Source organism: Nocardia anocheti, from assembly GCF_029675105.1.
Lineage (GTDB): Bacteria > Actinomycetota > Actinomycetes > Mycobacteriales > Mycobacteriaceae > Nocardia.
Window position 1 is genome coordinate 108,476 of record NZ_JAQQFV010000009.1, and the last position, 21,461, is coordinate 129,936.

The following is a 21,461-nucleotide window of genomic DNA, read 5'->3' on the forward strand; positions in this document are numbered from 1 at the left end:
AGAAATCCCCCCAAGGATGGTGTCTAGCGAATCTTCGACTGCAGTGTCGGCACCAGCTTTTCGCGCAGCACCGTCTCGGATTCCGGCGTCCAATTGCGCATCGCGGCGACCGTGCTCGGATCGTCGATCGGGATGACGATGGCGCGGGTGCTGGTGATGCCGTACGGCAGTCCGAGAAGGCCACCGCCCCCGGCTTTTTCGTCGCTGCGCAGGACGACGACGTAGCTGTCGTCGGGTGCTTCGAGCGAGTTGTAGCCGTCGGTGACCTGTTTGGGGGAGGGCTCTCCCTCGGTGTTGGTGTATTCGAAGTTGTAGACGAAGCCGAGCTTTTCCATGAACTGGGTCTGCGGGCTGCCGGTGAGGTAGATCGAGAACCTGTTGGGCTGGGTCACATCCAGCAGGGTGACGGTCTTGCCCTGGAAAGCGGGATTCTGGGCACTGACCGAGGTGGTCGGAGCGCCGGTCGGGGTGGTGGGGTCCGAGCCGCCGCTGGTGGCCCACACACCGGCGCCGACACCGAGCGCGACGACCAGCACACCGACACCCGCGATGGCCGCGATGCGCTTGGGGTTTCTGGTCTTGGGCGGGGTCAGGTCGATGGAGCCGGTGGCGGTCGCCATGCGGGGACCGGTGGTCTCCCGGGGCGGCATCACCTGGATCGGGTAGGTGGGGGAGGTGTTGTGGCCGGTGGGGTTGAAGCCGGGGACCAGGGCGTTGGCGGCGGCGTCGGTGAATTCTCGGCAGGTGGCGAAGCGTTCGGCGGGGTTCTTCGCCAGGGCGCGGGCGAAGACGTGGTCGATGGCGTGGGGGAGGCCGGGGTTGACCTTGGTGGCCAGGGGTGGGGGTTCGTGCAGGTGGCCCATCATGACCATGGCGGGTTGCGCCGCGGGGTAGGGGTTCTGGCCGGTGAGGAGTTTGTAGAAGGCGCAGGCGAGGCTGTAGATGTCGGCGCGGTGGTCGAGGGGGGCGCCGCTGAGCTGCTCCGGTGGGGCATAGGCGATGGTGGCCAGGAAGCTGCCGGTCTGGGTGAGTTCGGTGGCGTCGTCGGTGGACTTGGCGACGCCGAAGTCGGTGAGGAAGACGCGTTCGTCCTCGTTGTCGCCGTCGGTGCTCGACAGCAGGAAGTTGGCGGGTTTGACGTCGCGGTGCAGCAGGCCGCGGCGGTGCGCGTAGTCCAGGCCCTTGCCGACCTCGGTGGTGATGCGCAGGGCGCGCAGCGGGGTCATGGCGTGGCGGTCGCGGGCGAGTTCGGCGGCGGCGTCGGTGCCGTCGACGTACTGCATGGCGATCCAGAGCTGGCCGTGTTCCTCGCCGCGGTTGTAGACGGAGACGATATTGGGGTGGTCCAGACCGGCGGCGAGGTTGGCCTCACGCTCGAAGCGGGCGCGGAACTCCGGGTCGCGGCTGAGTTCGGCGCTGAGTACCTTCAGGGCGTCCATGCGCGGCAGACTCGGGTGCTTGGCCAGGTATACGGTGCCCATACCGCCGGCGCCCAGCACACGCTGCACGCGGTACCCGCCGACGATGGTGCCGGGGCTCATCGCCATCTTTCACGATCTCCTGACTCGGTGCCGCACCCTGCCGCTTTTCCCGGCTGGAGCATATCGGACTCGGCGGGGAAGGGCAGGTGCGGGATTATCTGGTGTTGGCGAAAACCGCATACTGCGCCGCCGCGCGTTGCTGGGCATCCAAAAGCTGGTTGCTGCTTACTATTCCGACGAACTGGTGGTAAGCGAGGACGCAGCTGAAGCGTTTCCGACCGTCGAGTTGCTGTTTGTTCTCGACGCAGGCGGAATCGGGAACATTGGGCGGGGCGGCGGCCTCCGTTTCGGTGCGCCACGGGAACAGTTTCTCGGTGACCGCGCGCCGGGCGCTCTCGTCGTCGGGAGTGCGGATGACATAGGAACCCCACGAGACGGCGACCTGTTCGGCGTTCATCTCGGTGAACTGCTCGTCGACGTACTGACGGTCGCTGGGCAGCGGGTCACCGGAGTAGTGCAGGATGCCCTGCTTGCCGACGAGCAGATACTGGCCCGAGCCCTCGGGGCTGGACAGCTGCTCGGGATTGAGGGCGCGCATGAGCACGTGGTCGGGGTCCCAGGGCAGGGTCATTGCCTCTTCGTCGGTGAGCGGCGTGGTCTTGTCCAGCGCGTCGATCTGTTTGGCGTACGCGGTCTCGGCGAGGGTGGTCAGGGCCTGCTGGTCGGGTTTGTCGACCGAGAGCAGGAAGGCGATGACGAACGGTCCGTGCGGGAGCAGGGTGCGCAGGAACGGCGAGTCGGGGCGCCAATGTGACAGTGCCGCAGGGTATCCGGGCAGGGAGACCGGCTGGTTCTTGCCCTCCTGGGCGGCGAAGTCGGCGTCGTGGAACTCGCGGGCGGCCGCGTTCGCGCGCTCGGCATCGGGGAACTGGAAGACCATCGTGGTGGCGGTGAACCGGTTGTTGGCCTGTTTGGACGGCCAGCCGCCGAGGGTGTTGACGCTGGTGTCCCTGGACGCGCCGTTGGATTCGAAGCCGTAGAGCATCTTGTGCTTCTTCGCGATCCCCGACATCACCGTGTCGTCGCCCAGCGCCCAGGGCATGACGCCCGCGGACGCGGTGCGCGCGCGTTTGCCGAAACCCATCTGCGGGTCGATGTCGGTGGCGGTGATCACGTGGTCGGCGATCCGCATCGCGGCCACCTCGTACATCTCGTAGAACGGCAGGACCGGGTCGTCGTCGTGGGCGTTGAGCGGTTCGGTGGGATAGGAACCGGTGTCCAGGGTGCGGAAATCGGTTTCCGCGGGCAGGGCGGTGCCCGCCATGGTGGAACCGCAGGCGGTGAGCACGGCGGTCAGGGCGACGGCGATCAGGGCGCTCGCGAAACGCGTCGAGGTGCTCATGCGGCGTTCACCAACAGGGCGTACTGGGCGGCGATGCGCTGCTGGGCGTCGAGCAACTGATGCGACCAGACATAGGCGGCGTAGCGGTCGTAGGAGACCGCGCAGTAGAAGCGGATCGCGAAGCGCTGCCTGCCGATGTACTCCTTGCACTGGGCGAAGGGCAGATTCTCGGGCGGCTCGGAGGCGGTGAACTTGCGGGTGAGTCCGCCGAGTTCGTCGCGCACGGCCTGGGCACCGGCGATATCGCGGGCGCGGTAGACATCGGCGCCGTCGGAGGCGTACAGGTCGACGCCCGCCTCCTCGATGACCTGCGCGATCGCCACCGGATCGGAGGTGAAATGCCGCGCGGTGCGGCCCGCGTAGACGCCGGGCGGATTGATCCAGGAGTCCTCGCGGGGGCGCGGGGCGGTGCGGCCGAGCATGCCGTCGCGGTCGCGCGGCAAGGTCATCAGCTGGTCGGTGGGGGTGGGGGTGAATTTCCTCAGTTCGGGGACGAGCGTGTCGAGGCTCTTGCGGGTGAGGTCGAGCAGGGCTTGCTTGTCGACCTTCTCGAGGTAGATCTTGAGGTAGTCGTAGAGCCAGGTGTAGACCACCAGGTGGCCGACGGCGAACCACGAACCGATCGACTGCTGGTCGGGCTGCCAGTGCGCCTTGGCACCGGGGTAGCCGGGGATCTCGATCGGCTGGTTGCCGGGGGCGTAGCCGAAGTCGAGACGTTCGAGTTCGGTCGCGGCGGTGGCGGCTTTCTGGTCGTCGGGGAAGATCATCACCGCGTTGACCATGTCGATGCCCTGGTTGTTGGGCTCGGTCTGGGCGGAGCTGACGAATCCGCCGATGAAGTCGGGCGCGGCCTCGGCGAACCGGTCGACCGCCATGATCTTGCCGAGCGCGGCCTCCGGATCGAGGAACACCGAGGCGATCGTGGGATTGGTGTGGACGAATCGCGGGTCGATGTCGGCGGGGGTGGGCACGTGGTCGCCGAGCCGTTCGGCCTCGATGAAGCGGGCCTGGTCCTGATTGGCGACCACACCGACCTCGCGGGGCTCGGTGGCGTAGTTGCCGACGTCGAGGGTGGTGAGGTCGACCGGCGGATCGGTGGCGCCCTGGGCTTCGGGCCCGGAATCGCAACCGGCGATCGCCCCCGTCACGAGCACAGCCGCGAGCAGGGCGCACGCGGCCCTGGCTGGTACAGGAATTCCCACGTCGATCTCCCTCCCCGGAATCGGTCGTCGGCCGAATCGTACGGCACGGGTCCGACGAAGGCGTGGGTCGCTCGGTGACGGCCCCCTTCGCGGACCGGCCTCGGCTACCGGGTGTCCGCGGAGATCACGGACTGGGCCGCGGTGCCCTGACGCGCGTCGATGAACTGGTTGCCGCTCACGAGGGCGTACCAGTGGTGGATACCGGCGCCCAGGAGGAACAGGTCACAGGCTGTTGGCGAGGAGGGCGTATTGGGCGGAGACCTTTTGGCGGACTTCGGGTTCGCGTTCGGCGCTGACGATGCCCAGGTAGCGCTTGTAGGGGACGTAGCAGCGGTAGTTGTAGGTGTCGTCAGCCGGGGTGCGCAGTTTGAGGCACTGGGCGCCGGGGATGTCGTTGGGGGCGGGGAGGGTGTCGAAGCCGTCGGAGGAGTCGATGAGGCCCTTCATCAGGGCCTCGGAGGCGGACTGGTCGCGGGTGCGGGTGATCGAGCCGCCGTCGACCACGGCGATCTGGTCGGCGCCGGTGGCGTCGACGAGTTCCTGGCGGGCGGTCTGGTCGTAGGCGCGGTTGACCAGGTGCGCGGTGCTGTAGACACCGAAGACGTTCTGGTCGGGGCGCAGGCCGCGGCGGTCCTCGACGACCGCGCGGGAGAGCAGGCGGTCGGGGTCGACGGGCAGGTCGGCGAGTTTGTCGGCCGGGGTGGCGGTGAACCGGGCCAGCTGGGCGAGTTCGGCGGTCAACGCCCGGTCGGCCCAGTCGGTGAGGTCGGTGGCCTCGGCGCGGGGGCGCTGGATGAACAGGGAGATGACGAACTGCTCGTGGGCGTGGAACGCGCCGATGGTCGCGACGCCGGGGCGCCAGTGCAGGTAGGCCTCGGGGTAGCGGGTGGAGGTGAGCTTGCGGTTGTCGGGGGACACCGCCAGGTCGGCGTCCTCGAGTTCCCGCGCGGCCAGGGTGGCGGCCGTGGCGTCGGGAAAGCGCAGCACGAAGACGCTGACGGCGGTGGCGTCGGCGGACGGGCGTTTGGAGTCGGCCGGGTCGGGCTTGTCGGCGCCGAGCGCGGCGTAGCCGGTGACGTACTTGCGTTTCTCCAGCACGGGTCTGGACACATTGGCGACGAAATCCAGTGCGCGCGTGACATCCCCGACGACGGCACCGCCGCGCCCGTAGGTCAGCGAGGAATCGATGCGCACCGCGGGCGCGACGGCCGCCGACATCCGCATGCCCTCCACGAGTGCGCCTTTGGCGCCCGCCGTGTCGTCGAAATGGTGCCGGTCGACGGCGTAGGTGCCGGTCTCCAGGCCGCGCACGTCGGCTTCTCCCGGTACCGCGGAGCCCTCGATCGCGCAGCCGGTGAGAGTGAGCAGCGCGGCACCGCACAGCGCGGCCGCGAGCCGGATCCTGGTCGAACAGCTCATCACAGCGCCCCCTCGACGTTCTCGCGCGATACCTGTGAAGTTACCGGAGGAATCCCGCCCAGGGGGACCTATGTGTGGAGCTTTGCCATAGTCTGGGAGCTATGGCGACGACCCTGCTGTGTGGTTCCGGTGGAGGCCGATACCTGTGAGGGATCGGCAGGTCGAAGTGGTGCCCGGAAGTCACGCGGTCGCGCACGTCGCGGGCGCGGTGATCGTGGTGGCGCACCGGGGGCAGGGCAGACCCGGCCAGGGCGACACCGCCGCCCTCGCGCTGGAATCGCTGGCGGAGCTGGTGCGCGGGGCGGCCGAGGAGGCACCCGGCGGTCCCGGTTCGGTGGTGGCGCGCGAGGCCACGCGCTGGTTGATGAAGTACGCCGAGCAGATCTCGCCGGGGGTGCCGATCGATTTCGGCGTGCTCTCGGCGGCCGAGAACGGCGGCATCGCGATCTTCCTGCACGGCGCGGTGACGGCCGTGCTCGCCGGGGAACACGGACCCGAGTACTACCGGGGTAGTGACGCGGCCTTCACCGTCGACCGGGTGGCCTCGGAACCGGCCAGGGGCGTCGCGCTGTTCATCGACGACGCCAAGGGTCGTATCCCCGATCTGCCGCCGGAGCGGGGGATCGGCTGGCTGGTCGAGGGCATCGCCCAGGCGGGCGGGGCCGTGGTGTGGTCCAACGACGTGCGCAGCCGGGTGCGCCCCGCCGACCCCGCGAGCGCGGGCCGTCGGCCACCGCCGCCCACCGCGCGCATCGACCGGGAACCGCCCGCGCCGCAGCAGGATTCGCGACCGGCCGAGGCGCCCGCGACCGGCATGCAGCCCGCGACCTCGATGATGGACGCGGTCACCAGCGCGACCGGACCCGCGCACGCCACCGTCGACCCGCACCACGCCGAGACCCGGCAGGCGGGCACCAACCCGGCCCCGGAACCCGACCCGGACCTGCAGCGCAGGCTGGAAGCCACCGCGCGCTCGACCGTGCTCGCGGTCAAGGTGATGGGATTCAAGTGCGCGCGTGCGCATCCCAGCGATCCGCGCGCGGCGTTCTGCACGGTGTGCGGGATGCCGGTCGACCAGACCCAGGCACTCGCCGAGGTCGTGCGGCCCCCGCTGGGCATGCTCGTCCTCGACGACGGCATGACCTTCCTGCTGGCCGCCGACGCGGTGATCGGCCGCGACCCGGAGAACTCCGAGGCCGCCCAGCGCGGACTCATCCCGCTGCGCGTGGACGACACCTCCGGCGGCATGTCGCGCGCGCATGCCGAAGTGCACCTGGTGAATTGGGACGTGCAGCTGCTCGACCGAGGTTCCACCAACGGCACCCGCTCACGCCTGCCCGGCTACCGCGACTGGATCCGCCTCACCCCGAACCAGCCGATGATCCTGGTCCCGGGCACCGAGGTGATGATCGGCAACCGCGTCCTACGCTACGAACCCGCCGCCCCACCGCCCTTCGGCTGAGGCTAGCTGTAGCGGGACAGGCAGGTGGTCTCGCCGTTGAGGACGCCCGCGCGGAAGGCGTCCACGCGGGAGAAGCCGCTGGGGACCGTGTTGCCCTCGGCGTCGCTGGCGGCCAGGCCGTCGGTGAGCAGGCCGGAGACGGCTTCGTCGAGGTCGCCCGCGGAGAGTTGGATGTCGCCCTGGCTGACCGGGCGGTTCGGTTCGGCGAGTTTGCCGGTGACCACCCCGGACAGGCACGCCGCGCGCAGACCGGTCTTCGCGCCGGTCAGCGCCTGGCCGTGGCTCTGCTGCACGGCCAGGGTGTAGCGGGAGATGAACACGACGTAGCCGTTGTAGTCGCCGCTGACCTTCACCGGGAGCGGGCCGTCGTCGTCGGTGTCGACCGCGCCGCGCTGCGCCAGGCCGCTGACGTCGGTGGCGATCACATTGGTGGCGGGGCAGTAGGTGACCGGTTCGGTGGGGGCGCCGTCGGCGCATTCGATCCGGGCACCGGAGTAGTCGTAGCTGGGGCTGTCGTCCACCGGCAGGATCGCCTGCAGCGCCTTGCTCAGCTCGACCAGGTTGTCCTTGGAGATCGGGTACTCGCCGCGACCGCTGTCGCCGGAGAAACTCTGCGGCAGATTGCCGCGGCGCTGGTCGATCTCGTCCTCGTCGATGCCCTTGCAGCCGCGGGGGCCGTCGGTGAAGCCGACCTGCACGGCGGTGACCCGTTCGAAGGCCGAGCCGTGCACGCTCTCCGGGTCGTCGGGATCGGAGTCGCGGATCGAAACCGTCGCGGCCAGCACGGAATTGAGGCCGTCGGAGGTGTTGATGGTGAAGTGCTCGGACTTGCCCTCGGCGACGTGGCGCATGAAGGCGCCCGCGAAGCAGTCGGCCTGCTGTTCCTTGACCAGCACCGGTGTCTTCTTGGTGACCAGCCCGGCCATGGTCTGGATGGCGTGCCCGTACTCGTGGGCGAGCACCATCACCACCGACATCGGGCCGAAGGTCTCGCTCATGGTGGGCAGCAGCATGGTGCGGTCCCAGCCGATGGAGTTGTCGCTGCGGCAGTAGGCCGCGTTGACCAGGTGGTAGGTGGTCTCCTTGCAGAATTCGACCGCCTGGCTGCGCGGGGCGCGCGCGTTCCAGGAGATGAGTTTGCGCACCGGGTCGAAGGTCTGGTCGCGGAATTCGGCGCCGAAGACCGACTGCCAGTAGGACTGGATGTCGGCGATCGCGTTGAGGGCCAGCTGGTCGACGTCACCGTCGTCGCCGTTGGTGGCGGTGAGATCGGCGTCGGGGACGCCGGGACGTGGGCCGTTGGGTCCGCCGGTGGTCGGCAGACCGGCGACCTGGAAGGGGTCGTCGTAGATCGAGACCCCGTGGCCGTCGACCGCTCGCGTGCACCCCACACCCGCCAGCGCGCACAGCACGGCGGTGATCACAACGAACACTTGGCCTTTCGGCATCTATCCCCCTGGTCGGCCGGATCCGTGTGCAGGTCGATCACCGGATCGGCGCAGAAGCCGTCTCGGGGGCACCGCCGATGTCCGGGCGATGGCATAGTATCCGCTCCATGTCTTCACCGGGGGCGCAGACCATCACCGTGCGCCATGATGGAACCGAACGAGTCTTCGAAGCGAGCCAGCAGATCACCATGGGCCGTGCGCCCGAGGTCACCCTGTTCGTGGACAGTCCGCTGGTCTCGCGCGTGCACGCCACCCTGCGTTTCCAGAACGGCGCGTGGGTACTCGCCGACAACGGCAGCACCAACGGCGTCTTCGTCGACGCGCGCAGGCTGAACCAGCCCGTGTCGATCGACCGGCCCACCCAGGTCCGCCTGGGCGACGCGATCAGCGGCCCGCTGCTGCACCTGGTCCCTGCCGCGGTGGGGTCGCGGCACGCTGCCACCGTGCTCGCGCCGCCGTCGCAGCCGCAATCCTCGCCGCCGCAATCACCGCCACAGCAGCATCAGCCCCGCCCGCCGCAACGTCCGCAGTTCCCGCCGCCGTCCAGACCGAATCCGCAGGCCCAGCGCCCGCACCAACCGCCGCAGTACGTCCCGACCTCGCAGCTGCCCGCGCAGCCGGTGGCGCCGCAGGACAACATCAACATGACCCGCCGCGCCGACTCCTCGATGCTGCCGCCGGTGCGCAAGTCGGCCTCGACCGAACCGGTCGCGCGCGGTGACCGCATTCCCGCCGGTGGCCTGAGTATCGGTCGTACCTCCGACAACCAGATCGTGGTCAACGATCCGCTGGCCTCGCGTCGGCACGCGCGCCTGGTGTCCTCCGCGGAGGGCCTGACGATCGAGGACCTCGGGTCGGCCAACGGCACCTTCGTCAACGGTCATCGCCAGCAGCGCACGGTGCTGCGCGAACGCGACATCGTCACCATCGGCAATATCGACTTCGTCGTCAACCAGGGCGCGCTGACGCACCGGCAGAAGCCGGTCGCCGAGCTGGGCCTGACGGTGCACGGGGTCGGGTTCACGGTCGAGGGCAACAAGCAGCTGCTCGTCGACGTCAACATGCAGGCGGGGCGCGGCACGCTCACCGCGCTGATCGGGCCCTCGGGCGCGGGCAAGTCGACGCTGTCCAAGCTCATCGCGGGCAATACCCAGCCCTCCGGCGGTGTGGTCACCTTCGAGGGCCGCAATCTGCACGCCGAGTACGAGGCGCTGCGTTCGCGTATCGGCATGGTCCCGCAGGACGACGTGCTGCACCGTCAGCTGACCGTGCGCCAGGCGCTCGGCTTCGCCGCCGAACTGCGGCTGCCGCCCGATACCACCAAGGCCGACCGGCAGCAGGTGATCGACGGCGTGCTCCAGGAACTCTCGCTCACCCAGCACGCCGACACCCGCGTCGACCGGCTCTCCGGTGGTCAGCGCAAGCGCGCGTCGGTGGCGATGGAGCTGCTCACCGGTCCCTCGCTGCTGATCCTCGACGAGCCCACCTCGGGTCTGGACCCGGCGCTGGACCGCCAGGTCATGCAGATGCTGCGCGAGCTGGCCGACGCCGGTCGCGTCGTGATCGTGGTGACCCACTCGGTGGCCTGCCTGGACATGTGCGACCAGGTGGTGCTGCTGGCCCCCGGCGGCAAGACCGCGTTCGCCGGTCACCCCGGTGGCGTCGGCGCGGCCCTGGGCACCAGCGACTGGGCCGAGATCTTCGCGAATGTCGCGGCCAATCCGGACCAGGCCTTCGCGGCCTATCGCTCCCGCCAGGCGTATGTGCCACCGCCACCGCCCGCGCCACCGCAACGCGGCAGCATGGGCGCGCCCCCGCAGTCCAATGCCATGCGGCAGTTCTCCACGCTGGCGCGCAGGCAGCTGCGGTTGATCTTCGCCGACCGCGGCTACCTGGTGTTCCTGGTGGTGCTGCCGTTCATCCTCGGCGCGCTGTCGCTGGTGGTGCCGGGCAAGAACGGTTTCGCCGCGGGCGCGCTGGTGGCCCAGGCCGACGGGTCGTTCGCGCGCTCGGGCGGCAGCGAGACCCAGCAGCTGCTGGTGGTGCTCATCCTGGGGGCCTGCTTCATGGGCGCCACGCTGAGCGTGCGTGATCTGGTCGGTGAGCGGTCGATCTTCCAGCGCGAACGCGCCGTCGGGCTGATGCCGTCGGCGTATCTGCTGGCCAAGATCGCGGTGTTCAGCGTGGTCGCGTTCCTGCAGTCGGCGGTGCTGATCGGCATCACCCTGGTCGGCAAGAAGCCGCCGGGTGAGGGCGCGCTGATCCCGAACGGCAGCATCGAGCTCTACATCGACATCGCGATGACCGCGGTGTGCTGTGTGGTGTTCGGCCTGCTGATGTCGAGTCTGGCCAAGTCCAACGAGCAGGTCATGCCGATGCTCGTGGTGATGATCATGGTGCAGCTGGTGATGGCCGGTGGCCTGATCCCGGTGACCGACCGCGTCGGGCTAGAGCAGGTGTCCTACCTGTTCCCGGCCCGCTGGGGATACGCCGCCGGTGCCTCGACCGTCGACCTGACGAAGATCTTCTACGGCGCCCAGGACGATCCGCTCTGGAAGCACACCATCGGTATCTGGGCCCTCGACGTCGTGATGGTCATCGTGATCACCGCGGTGCTGGCGGCGATCACCTGGACGCGCCTGCGGCTGAAGAAGTCCCAGGCATGAGCGAGGCGGGCATGAGCCAGGTCAGAGCCCTATCCGTGGGCACGCTGCGCGTGTCGTGCGCCGACCGGGCACACTTGAGCCTGTGACCGTTCGAGTTGGCGCCCTGCACCTGGGGTGGGATGTGGTGTCCGTCGCCGCCGGTGGCGGAGACACGCCGATCCGCCCGGTTCAGGTCGAGGGCACCTATACCCCGCCTGCCTATCTGCTCGCCGACGCGGCGGGCAGGCTGCACACCGCCGGTGTCGACCGGCAGCGACCCGACCTGGGGATGGCGATCGCCGACGTGCGCGACATCCTCGGGCACCCGCAGATCGTGATCGCCGGGGCGACCTGGCCCGCCGAACTGGTGTTCCGGGCCAGGCTCTACAACCCGCTGGCCGCGATCGGCAAGTACCTGCGCGGCAAGCCGCAGCTGGTCGCGCTGCCGTATCCGGACAGCTGGCCGGAGGAGAAGGTGGAGGTGTACGCGGCGCTGGTCGAGCAGCTCGACGTCACTGTCGAGCCACTGCCGGAGAGCGTCGCGCTGTCGGGTTACGTGCGGGCGCTGGGGCTGGTGCAGCCGCCGAGCGAGCGGCATCGGACCGGCGTCGGCGCCACCGGCGTGTACTCCGACGGCCGCACGCTGCTGGTCGTGGCGGTGCACGGCGACGACGAGCAGCCCACCGAGTCGGTGGAGGTCACCGTGAGCGCCGAGGCGCTGCGCGATGCCCGCTCGGCCGACAATGTGGTGATCGAGGCCATGGCCGCGGCCCGCTCCATCGGCGCCGACACCTCGACGGTGCTGCTGGCGGGCAATGTCTGCTTCAACGACGCGCTGCGGTTGGCCTTCCAGAACCACCTCGGCCAGCGCCTGCACGTGGCCGACCACCCGATGCACGCGCTGGTGCTCGGCGCCGCGCACCTGCTGGTCAACGAGCCGTTCGACGAGGACGAGTACGAGGAACCCCAGCACCCCGGCGCGGCCTACGCCGCCCAGGTGGGCTGGGGCGCGCAGCCCTCGGCCCCGCCCGCCGCGCAACCGCCGGGCCCGGCGGGTTTCGTCGCCGGTCCGCCCGCGCAGCCGCCGCACAGCGCGCCCCGGCACGCCCTCGACGACGAGGACGACCGCCGCGGCAAGCTCATCGGCAAGGTGAAGAAGGGCTTCTTCGGCGCCCCGGCCGTGGCGGGCGCGCTCGCGCTGGCCGCCACCGGCTGGCAGGCCGAGGTGGTGACCGCCGCCGACGCGAGCGCCTGCGCGTTCACCCCGTACGCCAACACCGTCCCGCCGGAGGGCATCGCCACCGCAGGCGCCACCCTGATCGACGACCGCGCCTGCGTCACCCCCGGCATCGACACCCTGCGCTACCTGATCCCGGGCACCGCGGCCGCGACCGACCCCGGACCGCCGGTGGTCATCTAGCCGCTCGCCCGATTGTGGGTCGGTGATGCGTGGCTGGTATCGTGGCTCGCTGGCGTGTGGAACGTCGAACCGTTCGCGGTCCGGCGGCTCCTCGAAGCTCCGGGTCTCCACCAGCCGCCGGAGCAGCTCGAACCACACCCGTGGCTGGCAACACCGACGACAGACAGGGAACGACTGTGCCTACGTACAGCCCCAAGGCGGGTGACGTGACCCGTAAGTGGTACGTCATCGACGCCACTGACGTAGTCCTCGGCCGTCTTGCCGTGCAGGCCGCTGGCCTGCTGCGCGGCAAGGGCAAGCCGACCTACGCCCCGCACGTCGATGGTGGCGACTTCGTCATCATCATCAACGCGGACAAGGTTGCCATCTCCGGCAACAAGAAGCAGGACAAGCTCATCCACCACCACAGCGGACACCCGGGCGGCCTCAAGTCGCGCACTGTCGGCGAGGTGTTGGCGACCCGTCCCGATCGTCTCGTGGAGAAGGCCGTCAAGGGCATGATCCCGAAGAACAAGCTGGGCAACGCGATCGCGGGCAAGCTGAAGGTCTACGCGGGCCCGAATCACCCCCACGCCGCGCAGCAGCCGGTGCCGTTCGAGATCAAGCAGGTGGCCCAGTGACCGCTCCTGAAGAGTTCGCCAACGAAGAGTTCGACGTGACCGATGAGGCCGTCGTCGAGGTCGTGGAAGACGGCGAAGGCTACGAAGCCGAGTACGTCGAAGAGACCGAGTTCGCGCCGATCGTGATCGATCGCCCGGTGCAGACCGTCGGCCGCCGTAAGGAAGCCGTCGTCCGCGTGCGCCTGGTGCCCGGTTCGGGCAACTTCGAGCTCAACGGCCGCTCCATCGAGGACTACTTCCCGAACAAGGTGCACCAGCAGCTCGTGAAGTCCCCGCTGGTCACCGTCGAGCGTGTCGAGTCCTTCGACATCTACGCTCGCCTGGTCGGTGGCGGCCCGTCGGGTCAGGCTGGCGCCCTGCGTCTGGCCATCGCCCGCGCGCTGATCGAGGTCACCCCCGAGGATCGCCCCGCGCTCAAGCGCGCTGGCTTCCTGACTCGTGACCCGCGTGCCACCGAGCGCAAGAAGTACGGCCTCAAGAAGGCCCGTAAGGCGCCTCAGTACTCGAAGCGCTGATTTACGCACTGCCGACCACGGTCGTTCGCTTACGCTAGGTATGCTCCCCGCGCGAGCGGGGACGAGACCACAGGTCGGCGGAGCACGTGTGCGAGAGCAGGCTTCCAGCACGGCTGGTCGCCTGCTCTCGTGCTGTATTCGGGGACCTACTACCAGTAGAGGGTTTTATGGGACGGCTGTTCGGCACCGACGGTGTTCGTGGACTCGCCAACGATTCGTTGAGCCCGGAACTGGCGATGCGTGTCGCCGGTGCGGCGGCGCAGGTGCTCTCGCGGGGCAAGAAGCGCGCGGTGGCCGTCCTCGGCCGCGATCCGCGGGCCAGCGGCGAGATGCTCGAAGCGGCGGTGACCGCGGGCCTGACCTCGGCCGGTGTCGACGTGCTCTCGGTGGGCGTGCTGCCCACCCCGGCCGTGGCCTACCTGACCGGCCTCTACGACGCGTGCTTCGGCGTGATGATCTCCGCCTCGCACAACCCCATGCCCGACAACGGGATCAAGATCTTCGCCGCGGGCGGGCACAAGCTCGACGACGCGGTGGAACAGCGCATCGAAGCCCTGATCACCGAGGGTGTCACCGTGCGCCCCACCGGTGCGGGCATCGGCCGGGTGCGCGGTGACTACACCGTCGAGGGCACCCACGAACGCTATGTCGAGCATCTGCTCGAATCCACCGGCCAGGATCTGTCCGGGCTCACCGTCGTGGTCGACTGCGCGCACGGCGCGGCCGCCGAGGTGGCCCCGCAGGTCTACCGGGAGGCGGGCGCGAATGTCATCGCGATCAACGCCGAACCCACCGGTCTCAACATCAACGACGGCTGCGGTTCCACCCATCTGGACGCGGTGCAGCGCGCGGTCCGCGAGCACGGCGCCGACCTGGGTATCGCCCTCGACGGTGACGCCGACCGCTGCCTGGCGGTCGACGCCGCGGGCGAGATCGTCGACGGTGACGCCATCATGGCCGTGCTGGCCCTGGCCATGCGCGAATCCGGCGAGCTGGTGGGCGACACCCTCGTCGCCACCGTGATGAGCAACCTCGGCCTGCACATCGCCATGCGTGCCGCCGGGATCCGCGTGGTCACCGCCGCGGTCGGTGACCGCTACGTGCTCGAGGAACTCCGCCGCGGCGGCTACAGCCTCGGTGGCGAACAGTCCGGACACGTGGTGTTCCCGCGCTACGGCACCACCGGTGACGGCGTGCTCACCGGCCTGCGACTGATGGCGCGGATGGCCCAGACCCGCCGGACCCTGGCCGAACTGGCCTCGGTCATGACCACCGTGCCGCAGGTGCTGGTGAACGTGCCGGTCAGCGACAAGGCCGCCGTGGCCGCCGCGCCCGAGGTGCGCGAGGCGGTCGCCGAGGCCGAACGGATGCTCGGTGAGACGGGTCGAGTCCTGTTGCGGCCCAGCGGAACCGAGCAGCTGGTGCGGGTGATGGTGGAGGCCACCGATCCCGAGCAGGCGCATCAGCTCGCCGACGATCTGGCCAAGCGGGTCGCCGCGGTCTGACGCGCCGGACGGCCTGCGCGGCACTCGCGAAGCGCAGTCGGATGGCGTGTGCGGGGTTCGCGCCGGTTGCCCGGGAGCGGCCGGTGGCGTGTCGCGCCCGGCCCATCTACTATCGGCATACGCCAATGGACCTGTGTGCCCGTGGCGCGTGTGCTGCTCGGCGCACCGGATGGTTTGGCGCGCGGCACGATTCGAAGGGGGGCCGTCATGCTGCCTGCTCGGGATTACCGTGATCAATACTACGAGTACGGCGAGGCCGACCAGCCGCACCGCTGCGGCGGTGCGTGCGGGCGCCCCGGCTGCCGGGACGTACCCCAGGGCTATTCGCACACCGTGCCGATCCGTGACGAGGGCTACGGCCAGCCCGCCTACGACCCCGTTCCGGCGCCACCGCGTCGCGCCCCCGCCGCCGTGCCCCGGGTGCCGCGCTCGCGCTCGCTGATCACGGTCACCGCGGTGCTGCTGATCACCGGTCTGGCCGGGCTGATCGGCGCCAAGCTCGGCTCCGACATCGATCTGTTCGGCGCGCCGGAAACGGCGGTGGTGCAGCGGTTCTGATCAGAACTGCCCGACCAGGAACCCGGTGAACAGCACCAGGAATCCGCCGATCTCGCCCACGATCAGCCCGTACATCGACAGCCGCAGCAGCACCGGCACCGATCCCGCGAACTGGTTGGTGGTGTCGCGGCGCAGGCCGTGCAGCGCGTAACTGGCGATCGCGCCGACGAAGAACCCCAGCACCACCAGATCCGCGATCAGGTTCACCGCCGTCGGCCAGGCGCTGAGCTCGGTGAACACCGCCAGCAGCACGCCCGCGAAGGCATACATCAGAGCCGCGCGGTGCGCGATGTCGACATACACGTGCGCGGCGCCGGTGGGCGAGGTGCGGATGCCGTGGTACTTCCACACCCCGAGCAGCAACGCGCTCAGGAAGATCAGGCCCGTGACGAGCAGGGTGAGACGGGTATCGAGCCCCAGGTCCATCGTTCTATCCTTCGGTGAGCGTGCCCGCCGCCATGTGCCAGCGGCGGGTCGCGCGAACAGAATCCAGCATGCGGCGGTCGTGCGTCACCAGAATCAGGGTGCCGGTGAAGGATTCGACGGCCTGTTCGAGCTGCTCGATGGCGGGCAGGTCCAGATGGTTGGTCGGCTCGTCCAGGACGAGCAGGTTCACCCCGCGCGCTTGCAGCAGGGCCAGCGCGGCGCGGGTGCGTTCGCCGGGGGACAGGGTGTCGCAGGCGCGGGTGACGTGCGGACCACGCAGCCCGAACTTCGCGAGCAGGGTGCGCACGTCGGCGTCGGGCCAGTCGGGCATGGCCGCGCCGAAGGTGTCGGCCAGCGACTCCTGGCCGCGGAACAGCCCACGGGCCTGGTCGACCTCGCCGATCCGCACCCCGGAACCCAGTGCGGCACTTCCGGAATCAGGCGCGATTTTGCCGAGCAGCAAACCGAGCAGCGTCGACTTGCCCGAGCCGTTGACGCCGGTGAGCACGATCCGGTCGGCCCAGTCGATCTGGGTGGTGATCGGTCCGAGGGTGAACTCGCCGCGGCGCACCACCGCGTTCGCGGCCGTGGCCACCACGGCGCCGCTGCGGGGCGCGGTGGCGATCTCCATCCGCAGCTCCCACTCCTTGCGCGGCTCCTCGACCACATCGAGGCGCTCGATCCGGCGCTGGGTCTGACGGGCCTTGGCGGCCTGCTTCTCGGTGGACTCGGCGCGGGTCTTACGGCCCATCTTGTCCGAGTCGTTCTTGCCCTTGCGGCGCGCATTGCGCACCCCGTGCTCGAGCCAGTTGCGCTGCATCTGCGCGCGCGCCTCCAAACCCGCCTTGGTGTCGGCGAATTCGTCGTAGGCCTCGCGGGCGTGCCTGCGCGCGATCTCGCGCTCGGCCAGATACGCCTCGTAGCCGCCGTCGTAGAGCCCCACCTGCTGCTGGGCCAGATCCAGCTCCAGCACCTGGTTCACGGTGCGCGCCAAGAACTCCCGATCGTGGCTGATCACCATCAGCGGCACCCTGACCCCCGTGACGAAGCGCTCCAGTCGATCCAGACCGTCCAGATCGAGGTCGTTGGTCGGCTCGTCGAGCAGCAGGATGTCGAAGCGCGACAACAACACCGAGGCCAGCCCCGCCCGCGCGGCCTGCCCACCGGACAGTCCCGTCATCGGCGTGGCCAGCCCGCTCGCCAGCCCGTCGGTGAGCCCGAGATCGGCGGCCACCTCCTCGGCCCGCTGGTCCAGATCGGCGCCGCCCAGAGCCAGCCAGTGCTCGAGCGCGGGGGAGTAGTCGTCGTCCCCGCCCTCGCCGAGCCGCTCGGCCGCGTCGTCCATCACCCGCTGCGCGTGCGCCACCCCCGTGCGCCGGGCCAGGAACTCCAGCACCGTCTCACCCTCGATGCGCTCGGGCTCCTGCGCCAGATACCCGACCGTCGCGTCCGGCGGGCTCACCGTGATCGAGCCCTCGCCGGGCGCGCTCTGCGCCAGCATCCGCAGCAAGGTCGACTTGCCCGCGCCGTTCACTCCGACCAGCCCGATCACATCACCGGGCGCGAGGGTGAAGTCGAGGTCGGCGAACAGGGTTCGCTCGGCATGGCCCGCGGACAGACCGGTCGCTTGCAAGGTGGCACTCACCCCCTGATTCTGCCCTTCTCGGGGTCCGACCCTGAGGCCGGGGCGTGCGGAAATCAGGGTGCGTATCGGTCCTGCTACCGATGCGGTTACCACCGGCCGCACGGCACAGTGGAGTCATCAACCGCCCCACAGGAAGGCGCCCACCATGACCGCCCCCGCCCGCCGCTTCACCCGTTCGACCAGCGACTCCTGGATCGCAGGCGTCTGCGGTGGGATCGCGGAGTACTTCGGCTGGAACGCCAACGTCGTCCGCCTGCTCTTCGTCCTGTCCTGCCTGCTCCCCGGCCCGCAGTTCCTGCTGTACCTGCTGCTGTGGGTGATCATGCCCAAGAATTGACAACCTCCCCGGTCCGAAAGCCGGGGATTCCTACCAGCGCCGCTGGCGCTCTCGGCGGGTTCCTGTTTCACCAGGGCGCGCTCTCCTAGGAGAGTCTTACAGTCCCTCCGCAGGCGTTTAGCCACTCGGCGTGCCCCGCCGCGTGGATATTCTCAGCGGCGTTCAGGTCGCGGTGGTGGACCGCTCCGCACGCCGTACACTGCCACTCTCGGGTCGACAGCGGTTTCGGGCCGTCTTGCACCCCGCACGTCGAGCAGAGTTGACTCGACGGGAACCAGCGGCCCACCTTGCCGAACACCCGGCCATACCGTACGGCCTTGTATTCGAGCATCCCCACGAACTGTGCCCAGCCCGCGTTATGTACCGACTTCGCCAACCTGGTCCGCGCCAAACCCGAGACGCACAGGTCCTCCACGAACACCGCTTACGGGCCCGTGTGCACCTTCACCTCCGCAGTGAACGACGGAGCGCTGACGCACCTCTTGGCAGCCCCGACCGCCCCGCAGGTTGCTCGCGGATGACAGGATGGAGGCCAACCCGCCGCTGTCATCCGCGAGTTTTCCGTTGGAGGAGGAGTCATGGTCACCTCGGGCGACATCCCGGGCCTCGGCCTGCCAGATATCGATGCCCACACACCCCTGCAAGACCTGGGCCCCGTCGAACTACACAGCCCGACCCAGGACCTCGACAGCGACGGCATCGTCGACTCCTACACCGAGACCACCCCCGACTCGACGAGCGTCTGGTCCGACTATGACCACGACGGCTTCGCCGACCACGTCACCGTCGTCGAGGGCGACGGCGACTACGCGGCCTGGGAGTACCACCGCCACCCCGACGGCACCTCGGAGTGGCGCCGAACCGACCAGGGCAACCTCGGCGAGTAGCGCGGACGGCGGCCGCTGTGATCGAATCCGAGCACAGCGGTATTCGTCGCGCGATGAAGGGAACCGATCCGGGCTGTCGCGCGTCCAAGAAGACAGGTGGTCTTCTCGGCGGTGGAGGACCGCGACGGGATCGGCGAATGGAGGGGACAGGCGATGGGGTATTCGAACACGCTCGGCGTGCAGACCGGTGCGCTCGGCCAGTTGGGCAACGACCTGAAGATTTCAGGCAACACGGTGGCCAATTCGGTGAAACGGATCACCGACAATTCGTTCGGCGCGAATGATGCCGGTCGCGAGTACCGAGCTGAGGGTACAGCTGTCGGGCGGGGCCTGGAAGTGGTGACCGCGTGGCTGAACAATTGGAGTTCGGCGACCATTGCTATCGGCGACGGTGTCGGTGCGGCCGACCTGGCCTACTCCAATACCGACGACGAGAACGCCAAGAAGACCAAAGCCGCAGGTACGGCGCTGAAGTGAGCGAGCTGATGCACAACGGAACAGGCGCCCTCTGATGGCCGGGGCAGCACAGCCGACCTTGCACGGAACGAACGCCGACGCTCTCCTCGACGGTGGCGCGCCCGGGCTGCAGTACTTCATCCAGTTGCTCCCGCGGTATCTGGAGGTCGGCGGCAAGTGCAGTGAGACCGAGGACTCGATCTGCGCCAAGTACGACCAGCAACGCGAGATGAATCTGGACAAGCTGGCCAACACCACTGAGGCGCTGTACGCCGCGCTGCAGACGACCGATGCTGAAATCGCTGTTCAGCAGGGACTTTCGCAGAAGATGTCGCAGGTATGGAGTAGCGGCGCGGGTGCGGAGGCAGCGTCCACGATGCTCGGGCAGCAGCTCACGCTGGCCGCCGAGGACCGGACCAAACTACACACGGCCGTCACGGCATTCGCTACCGCCACAGTGCATTTGCGTGACGCGGTGTCGAAGAAGGCTGATCATGTGAAGGCGTTGGTCAGCGGTACGGAGGTCAAAGTCGGCGGCAAGACCGTCGGCGAGATCGATGAGCTGATCGAAGCGTGCGATCTGACAACCTGGGAAAAAGCTGGAAAAGCCGGGTTCTGGGGCGTGGCGACCTTTGGCGCGGGCGCTGTTGTCTACGGCGGGTACGCGGTGTACCAGAAGGAGCAGGCTCAGAAATGGCTCGATGAGACCTTCAAGCCGGATTTCGAAGGCAAGCTCGCCAATTTCCAGTCGATGTGCACGAACACTCATACCACTGCCCAACAGACCTACGCGGCGCTGAAGACGGCCGTCGAGGCGCTCGACAGCAATCCCTACCCGCGTCCGGCGGGCACGGTGACGGCCGATCCGGGAACCACCAAGGATCCCGGCGGCACCACCACCGATCCGGGCGGTAACGGAGATACCTCGACGAATCCGACCACGACCAACCCGACGACCACTCAGCCCACCACGACGGATCCGTCCAAAACCACGACTGACGATGACGACGATGACGACGACACGCTCACCAGCATCGTCAGCACCCTCGCCGACACGGCCGAGGAGGTGGTGTCCACGATCGCCGAGACCATCAGCGAGAACATGGACACCATCACCTCCACCATCACCGACGGCATCGAGAACGCCGTCGACCAGCTGGAGTCGCTGGTCGACGCCGACGGGGATGGTCAGCTCGACGCGGTGCAGGCTCTGCAGAACGCCTCGGCGGAGTTCGACCTCGCGGGCAACAATGTGAAGGTCGAGATGGGCGAGGACGGCAATCTGAAGATGGTCGTCACCGACGCCGACGGTCAGACGAAGGAATACGGCATGACCATCGGCGCCGACGGCCAGCCGGTGATCACCACGTCCGACGGCGAGCCGGTCACCACCACGGACACCCCGGACACCACGACCGACGCGGAATCCTCCGACGGCACCAGCGAGGCGGGCACGCCCAACAGCGGAGCGGGCACGGGGACCCCCGCCAACTCCTCGTCCACGGCGATGCCGAGCGTGCCAGGGGGGACCAAGCAGGGTGAAGACAGTGAGCACCGTCCGCGGAACCTGCAGACCGACACACCCGAGGAGCCGGTCGACACGGGTGCGGAACTGGCCGAGGCGGGCCCGCTGTGATCGCCCGCGCAGCAGTTGAGGAGTTGTGCCGATGAGTGTCCTGCGCGACCTCGAGCAGATCTTCGACGAGCACGATCGGCGGGCCTCGCTGCTGCGTCACGAGCTCGACGAGATCAACTACGTCACCGCCGAACGCGACCGCTTACACGACGAGGAGACGCTGCCCCGGCTGGAAGAGCTGCGCCAAGAGGCCGAGGCGGAGGCCGAGCGCCTGCGTCTGGAGGCCGAACAGGAGCAGGCCGAGAAGGCCCGTCTGGAGGCCGAGGCGCAGGAGCAGCGCGACGCCATCGCCCGGGCGGCGGCCGCGCGCCGCTCCCAGAACACGGTCTCGCCCTACGACGATGACGACGACGATCCGGAATCGGAGTACTACCGGCGCAAGAGCTGGCTGGTCTGA

General features: G+C 69.0%; 20 protein-coding genes. 12 read left to right on the forward strand and 8 right to left on the reverse strand.

What is annotated here, in order from left to right; genetic code table 11:
- Positions 1–23: 23 nt before the first annotated feature.
- From QC180_RS23435 to QC180_RS23450, 4 genes are all read right to left on the reverse strand, one after another.
- Positions 24–1,547 (reverse strand): serine/threonine-protein kinase, encoded by a 1,524-nt coding sequence (locus QC180_RS23435; protein WP_278264955.1) that lies wholly within the window; start codon positions 1,545–1,547, stop codon positions 24–26.
- A gap of 88 nt (positions 1,548–1,635) precedes the next feature.
- On the reverse strand, positions 1,636–2,883 hold the full coding sequence (locus QC180_RS23440; protein ID WP_278264956.1) for a DUF7373 family lipoprotein: 1,248 nt from the start codon (positions 2,881–2,883) through the stop codon (positions 1,636–1,638).
- Positions 2,880–4,085: a DUF7373 family lipoprotein gene (locus QC180_RS23445; RefSeq protein WP_278264957.1), complete on the reverse strand. Its 1,206-nt coding sequence runs from the start codon at positions 4,083–4,085 to the stop codon at positions 2,880–2,882. The genes QC180_RS23440 and QC180_RS23445 overlap by 4 nt, the downstream gene beginning before the upstream one ends.
- Before the next feature lie 222 nt (positions 4,086–4,307).
- Positions 4,308–5,504: a DUF7373 family lipoprotein gene (locus QC180_RS23450; protein ID WP_278264958.1), complete on the reverse strand. Its 1,197-nt coding sequence runs from the start codon at positions 5,502–5,504 to the stop codon at positions 4,308–4,310.
- A gap of 145 nt (positions 5,505–5,649) precedes the next feature.
- Here QC180_RS23450 and QC180_RS23455 point away from each other — a divergent pair, with 145 nt between their 5' ends.
- Positions 5,650–6,966, forward strand: a complete 1,317-nt coding sequence (locus QC180_RS23455) for an FHA domain-containing protein (protein ID WP_278264959.1) — start codon at positions 5,650–5,652, stop codon at positions 6,964–6,966.
- 2 nt (positions 6,967–6,968) lie between these two features.
- Here QC180_RS23455 and QC180_RS23460 read toward each other — a convergent pair whose 3' ends face one another.
- Positions 6,969–8,414: a neutral zinc metallopeptidase gene (locus QC180_RS23460; protein ID WP_278264960.1), complete on the reverse strand. Its 1,446-nt coding sequence runs from the start codon at positions 8,412–8,414 to the stop codon at positions 6,969–6,971.
- Between the two features lie 107 nt (positions 8,415–8,521).
- Here QC180_RS23460 and QC180_RS23465 point away from each other — a divergent pair, with 107 nt between their 5' ends.
- From QC180_RS23465 to QC180_RS23490, 6 genes are all read left to right on the forward strand, one after another.
- The gene (locus QC180_RS23465) at positions 8,522–11,080 is read left to right on the forward strand and encodes an FHA domain-containing protein (RefSeq protein ID WP_278264961.1); all 2,559 of its coding nucleotides are present in this window, start codon (positions 8,522–8,524) and stop codon (positions 11,078–11,080) included.
- 82 nt (positions 11,081–11,162) lie between these two features.
- Positions 11,163–12,479 (forward strand): hypothetical protein, encoded by a 1,317-nt coding sequence (locus QC180_RS23470; protein WP_278264962.1) that lies wholly within the window; start codon positions 11,163–11,165, stop codon positions 12,477–12,479.
- A 176-nt stretch (positions 12,480–12,655) separates the two neighbouring features.
- Complete coding sequence (rplM, locus tag QC180_RS23475) at positions 12,656–13,099, forward strand: 50S ribosomal protein L13 (protein WP_022567307.1); 444 nt, start codon at positions 12,656–12,658, stop codon at positions 13,097–13,099.
- A complete protein-coding gene (gene rpsI, locus QC180_RS23480) occupies positions 13,096–13,614 on the forward strand; it encodes a 30S ribosomal protein S9 (RefSeq protein ID WP_278264963.1) in 519 nt (172 codons plus the stop codon). The genes rplM and rpsI overlap by 4 nt, the downstream gene beginning before the upstream one ends.
- A 167-nt stretch (positions 13,615–13,781) precedes the next feature.
- Positions 13,782–15,119 carry a phosphoglucosamine mutase gene (glmM, locus tag QC180_RS23485; protein WP_278264964.1) on the forward strand — a complete coding sequence of 446 codons (1,338 nt, stop codon included), beginning with the start codon at positions 13,782–13,784 and terminating at the stop codon, positions 15,117–15,119.
- A gap of 207 nt (positions 15,120–15,326) precedes the next feature.
- Complete coding sequence (locus QC180_RS23490) at positions 15,327–15,677, forward strand: hypothetical protein (protein ID WP_278264965.1); 351 nt, start codon at positions 15,327–15,329, stop codon at positions 15,675–15,677.
- Here the strand turns inward: QC180_RS23490 and QC180_RS23495 are convergent, their stop codons facing one another.
- A complete protein-coding gene (locus QC180_RS23495) occupies positions 15,678–16,103 on the reverse strand; it encodes a hypothetical protein (protein WP_278264966.1) in 426 nt (141 codons plus the stop codon). It abuts the gene before it with no gap.
- 4 nt (positions 16,104–16,107) lie between these two features.
- Complete coding sequence (locus QC180_RS23500) at positions 16,108–17,748, reverse strand: ABC-F family ATP-binding cassette domain-containing protein (RefSeq protein ID WP_278264967.1); 1,641 nt, start codon at positions 17,746–17,748, stop codon at positions 16,108–16,110.
- Positions 17,749–17,893: 145 nt separating this feature from the next.
- Here QC180_RS23500 and QC180_RS23505 point away from each other — a divergent pair, with 145 nt between their 5' ends.
- A complete protein-coding gene (locus QC180_RS23505; RefSeq protein ID WP_278264968.1) occupies positions 17,894–18,085 on the forward strand; it encodes a PspC domain-containing protein in 192 nt (63 codons plus the stop codon).
- A gap of 85 nt (positions 18,086–18,170) precedes the next feature.
- Here QC180_RS23505 and QC180_RS23510 read toward each other — a convergent pair whose 3' ends face one another.
- Positions 18,171–18,506 (reverse strand): RNA-guided endonuclease InsQ/TnpB family protein, encoded by a 336-nt coding sequence (locus tag QC180_RS23510; protein ID WP_347567346.1) that lies wholly within the window; start codon positions 18,504–18,506, stop codon positions 18,171–18,173.
- Positions 18,507–18,663: 157 nt separating this feature from the next.
- Here QC180_RS23510 and QC180_RS23515 point away from each other — a divergent pair, with 157 nt between their 5' ends.
- From QC180_RS23515 to QC180_RS23530, 4 genes are all read left to right on the forward strand, one after another.
- Positions 18,664–18,972: a DUF6802 family protein gene (locus QC180_RS23515; protein ID WP_278264969.1), complete on the forward strand. Its 309-nt coding sequence runs from the start codon at positions 18,664–18,666 to the stop codon at positions 18,970–18,972.
- A 96-nt stretch (positions 18,973–19,068) separates the two neighbouring features.
- Positions 19,069–19,449 carry a hypothetical protein gene (locus QC180_RS23520; protein ID WP_278264970.1) on the forward strand — a complete coding sequence of 127 codons (381 nt, stop codon included), beginning with the start codon at positions 19,069–19,071 and terminating at the stop codon, positions 19,447–19,449.
- Positions 19,450–19,657: 208 nt separating this feature from the next.
- A complete protein-coding gene (locus QC180_RS23525) occupies positions 19,658–21,064 on the forward strand; it encodes a hypothetical protein (RefSeq protein ID WP_278264971.1) in 1,407 nt (468 codons plus the stop codon).
- A 31-nt stretch (positions 21,065–21,095) separates the two neighbouring features.
- Positions 21,096–21,461, forward strand: a complete 366-nt coding sequence (locus QC180_RS23530; protein WP_278264972.1) for a hypothetical protein — start codon at positions 21,096–21,098, stop codon at positions 21,459–21,461.

What these genes read in the sequence shown, in the direction of transcription:
- QC180_RS23435 (WP_278264955.1), bottom strand. Translation starts at nt 1,547, where the DNA reads ATGGCGATGAGCCCCGGCACCATCGTCGGCGGGTACCGCGTGCAGCGT.
- QC180_RS23440 (WP_278264956.1), bottom strand. Translation starts at nt 2,883, where the DNA reads ATGAGCACCTCGACGCGTTTCGCGAGCGCCCTGATCGCCGTCGCCCTG.
- QC180_RS23450 (WP_278264958.1), bottom strand. Translation starts at nt 5,504, where the DNA reads ATGAGCTGTTCGACCAGGATCCGGCTCGCGGCCGCGCTGTGCGGTGCC.
- QC180_RS23460 (WP_278264960.1), bottom strand. Translation starts at nt 8,414, where the DNA reads ATGCCGAAAGGCCAAGTGTTCGTTGTGATCACCGCCGTGCTGTGCGCG.
- QC180_RS23465 (WP_278264961.1), top strand. Translation starts at nt 8,522, where the DNA reads ATGTCTTCACCGGGGGCGCAGACCATCACCGTGCGCCATGATGGAACC.
- glmM (WP_278264964.1), top strand. Translation starts at nt 13,782, where the DNA reads ATGGGACGGCTGTTCGGCACCGACGGTGTTCGTGGACTCGCCAACGAT.
- QC180_RS23490 (WP_278264965.1), top strand. Translation starts at nt 15,327, where the DNA reads ATGCTGCCTGCTCGGGATTACCGTGATCAATACTACGAGTACGGCGAG.
- QC180_RS23495 (WP_278264966.1), bottom strand. Translation starts at nt 16,103, where the DNA reads ATGGACCTGGGGCTCGATACCCGTCTCACCCTGCTCGTCACGGGCCTG.
- QC180_RS23505 (WP_278264968.1), top strand. Translation starts at nt 17,894, where the DNA reads ATGACCGCCCCCGCCCGCCGCTTCACCCGTTCGACCAGCGACTCCTGG.
- QC180_RS23515 (WP_278264969.1), top strand. Translation starts at nt 18,664, where the DNA reads ATGGTCACCTCGGGCGACATCCCGGGCCTCGGCCTGCCAGATATCGAT.
- QC180_RS23525 (WP_278264971.1), top strand. Translation starts at nt 19,658, where the DNA reads ATGAATCTGGACAAGCTGGCCAACACCACTGAGGCGCTGTACGCCGCG.
- QC180_RS23530 (WP_278264972.1), top strand. Translation starts at nt 21,096, where the DNA reads ATGAGTGTCCTGCGCGACCTCGAGCAGATCTTCGACGAGCACGATCGG.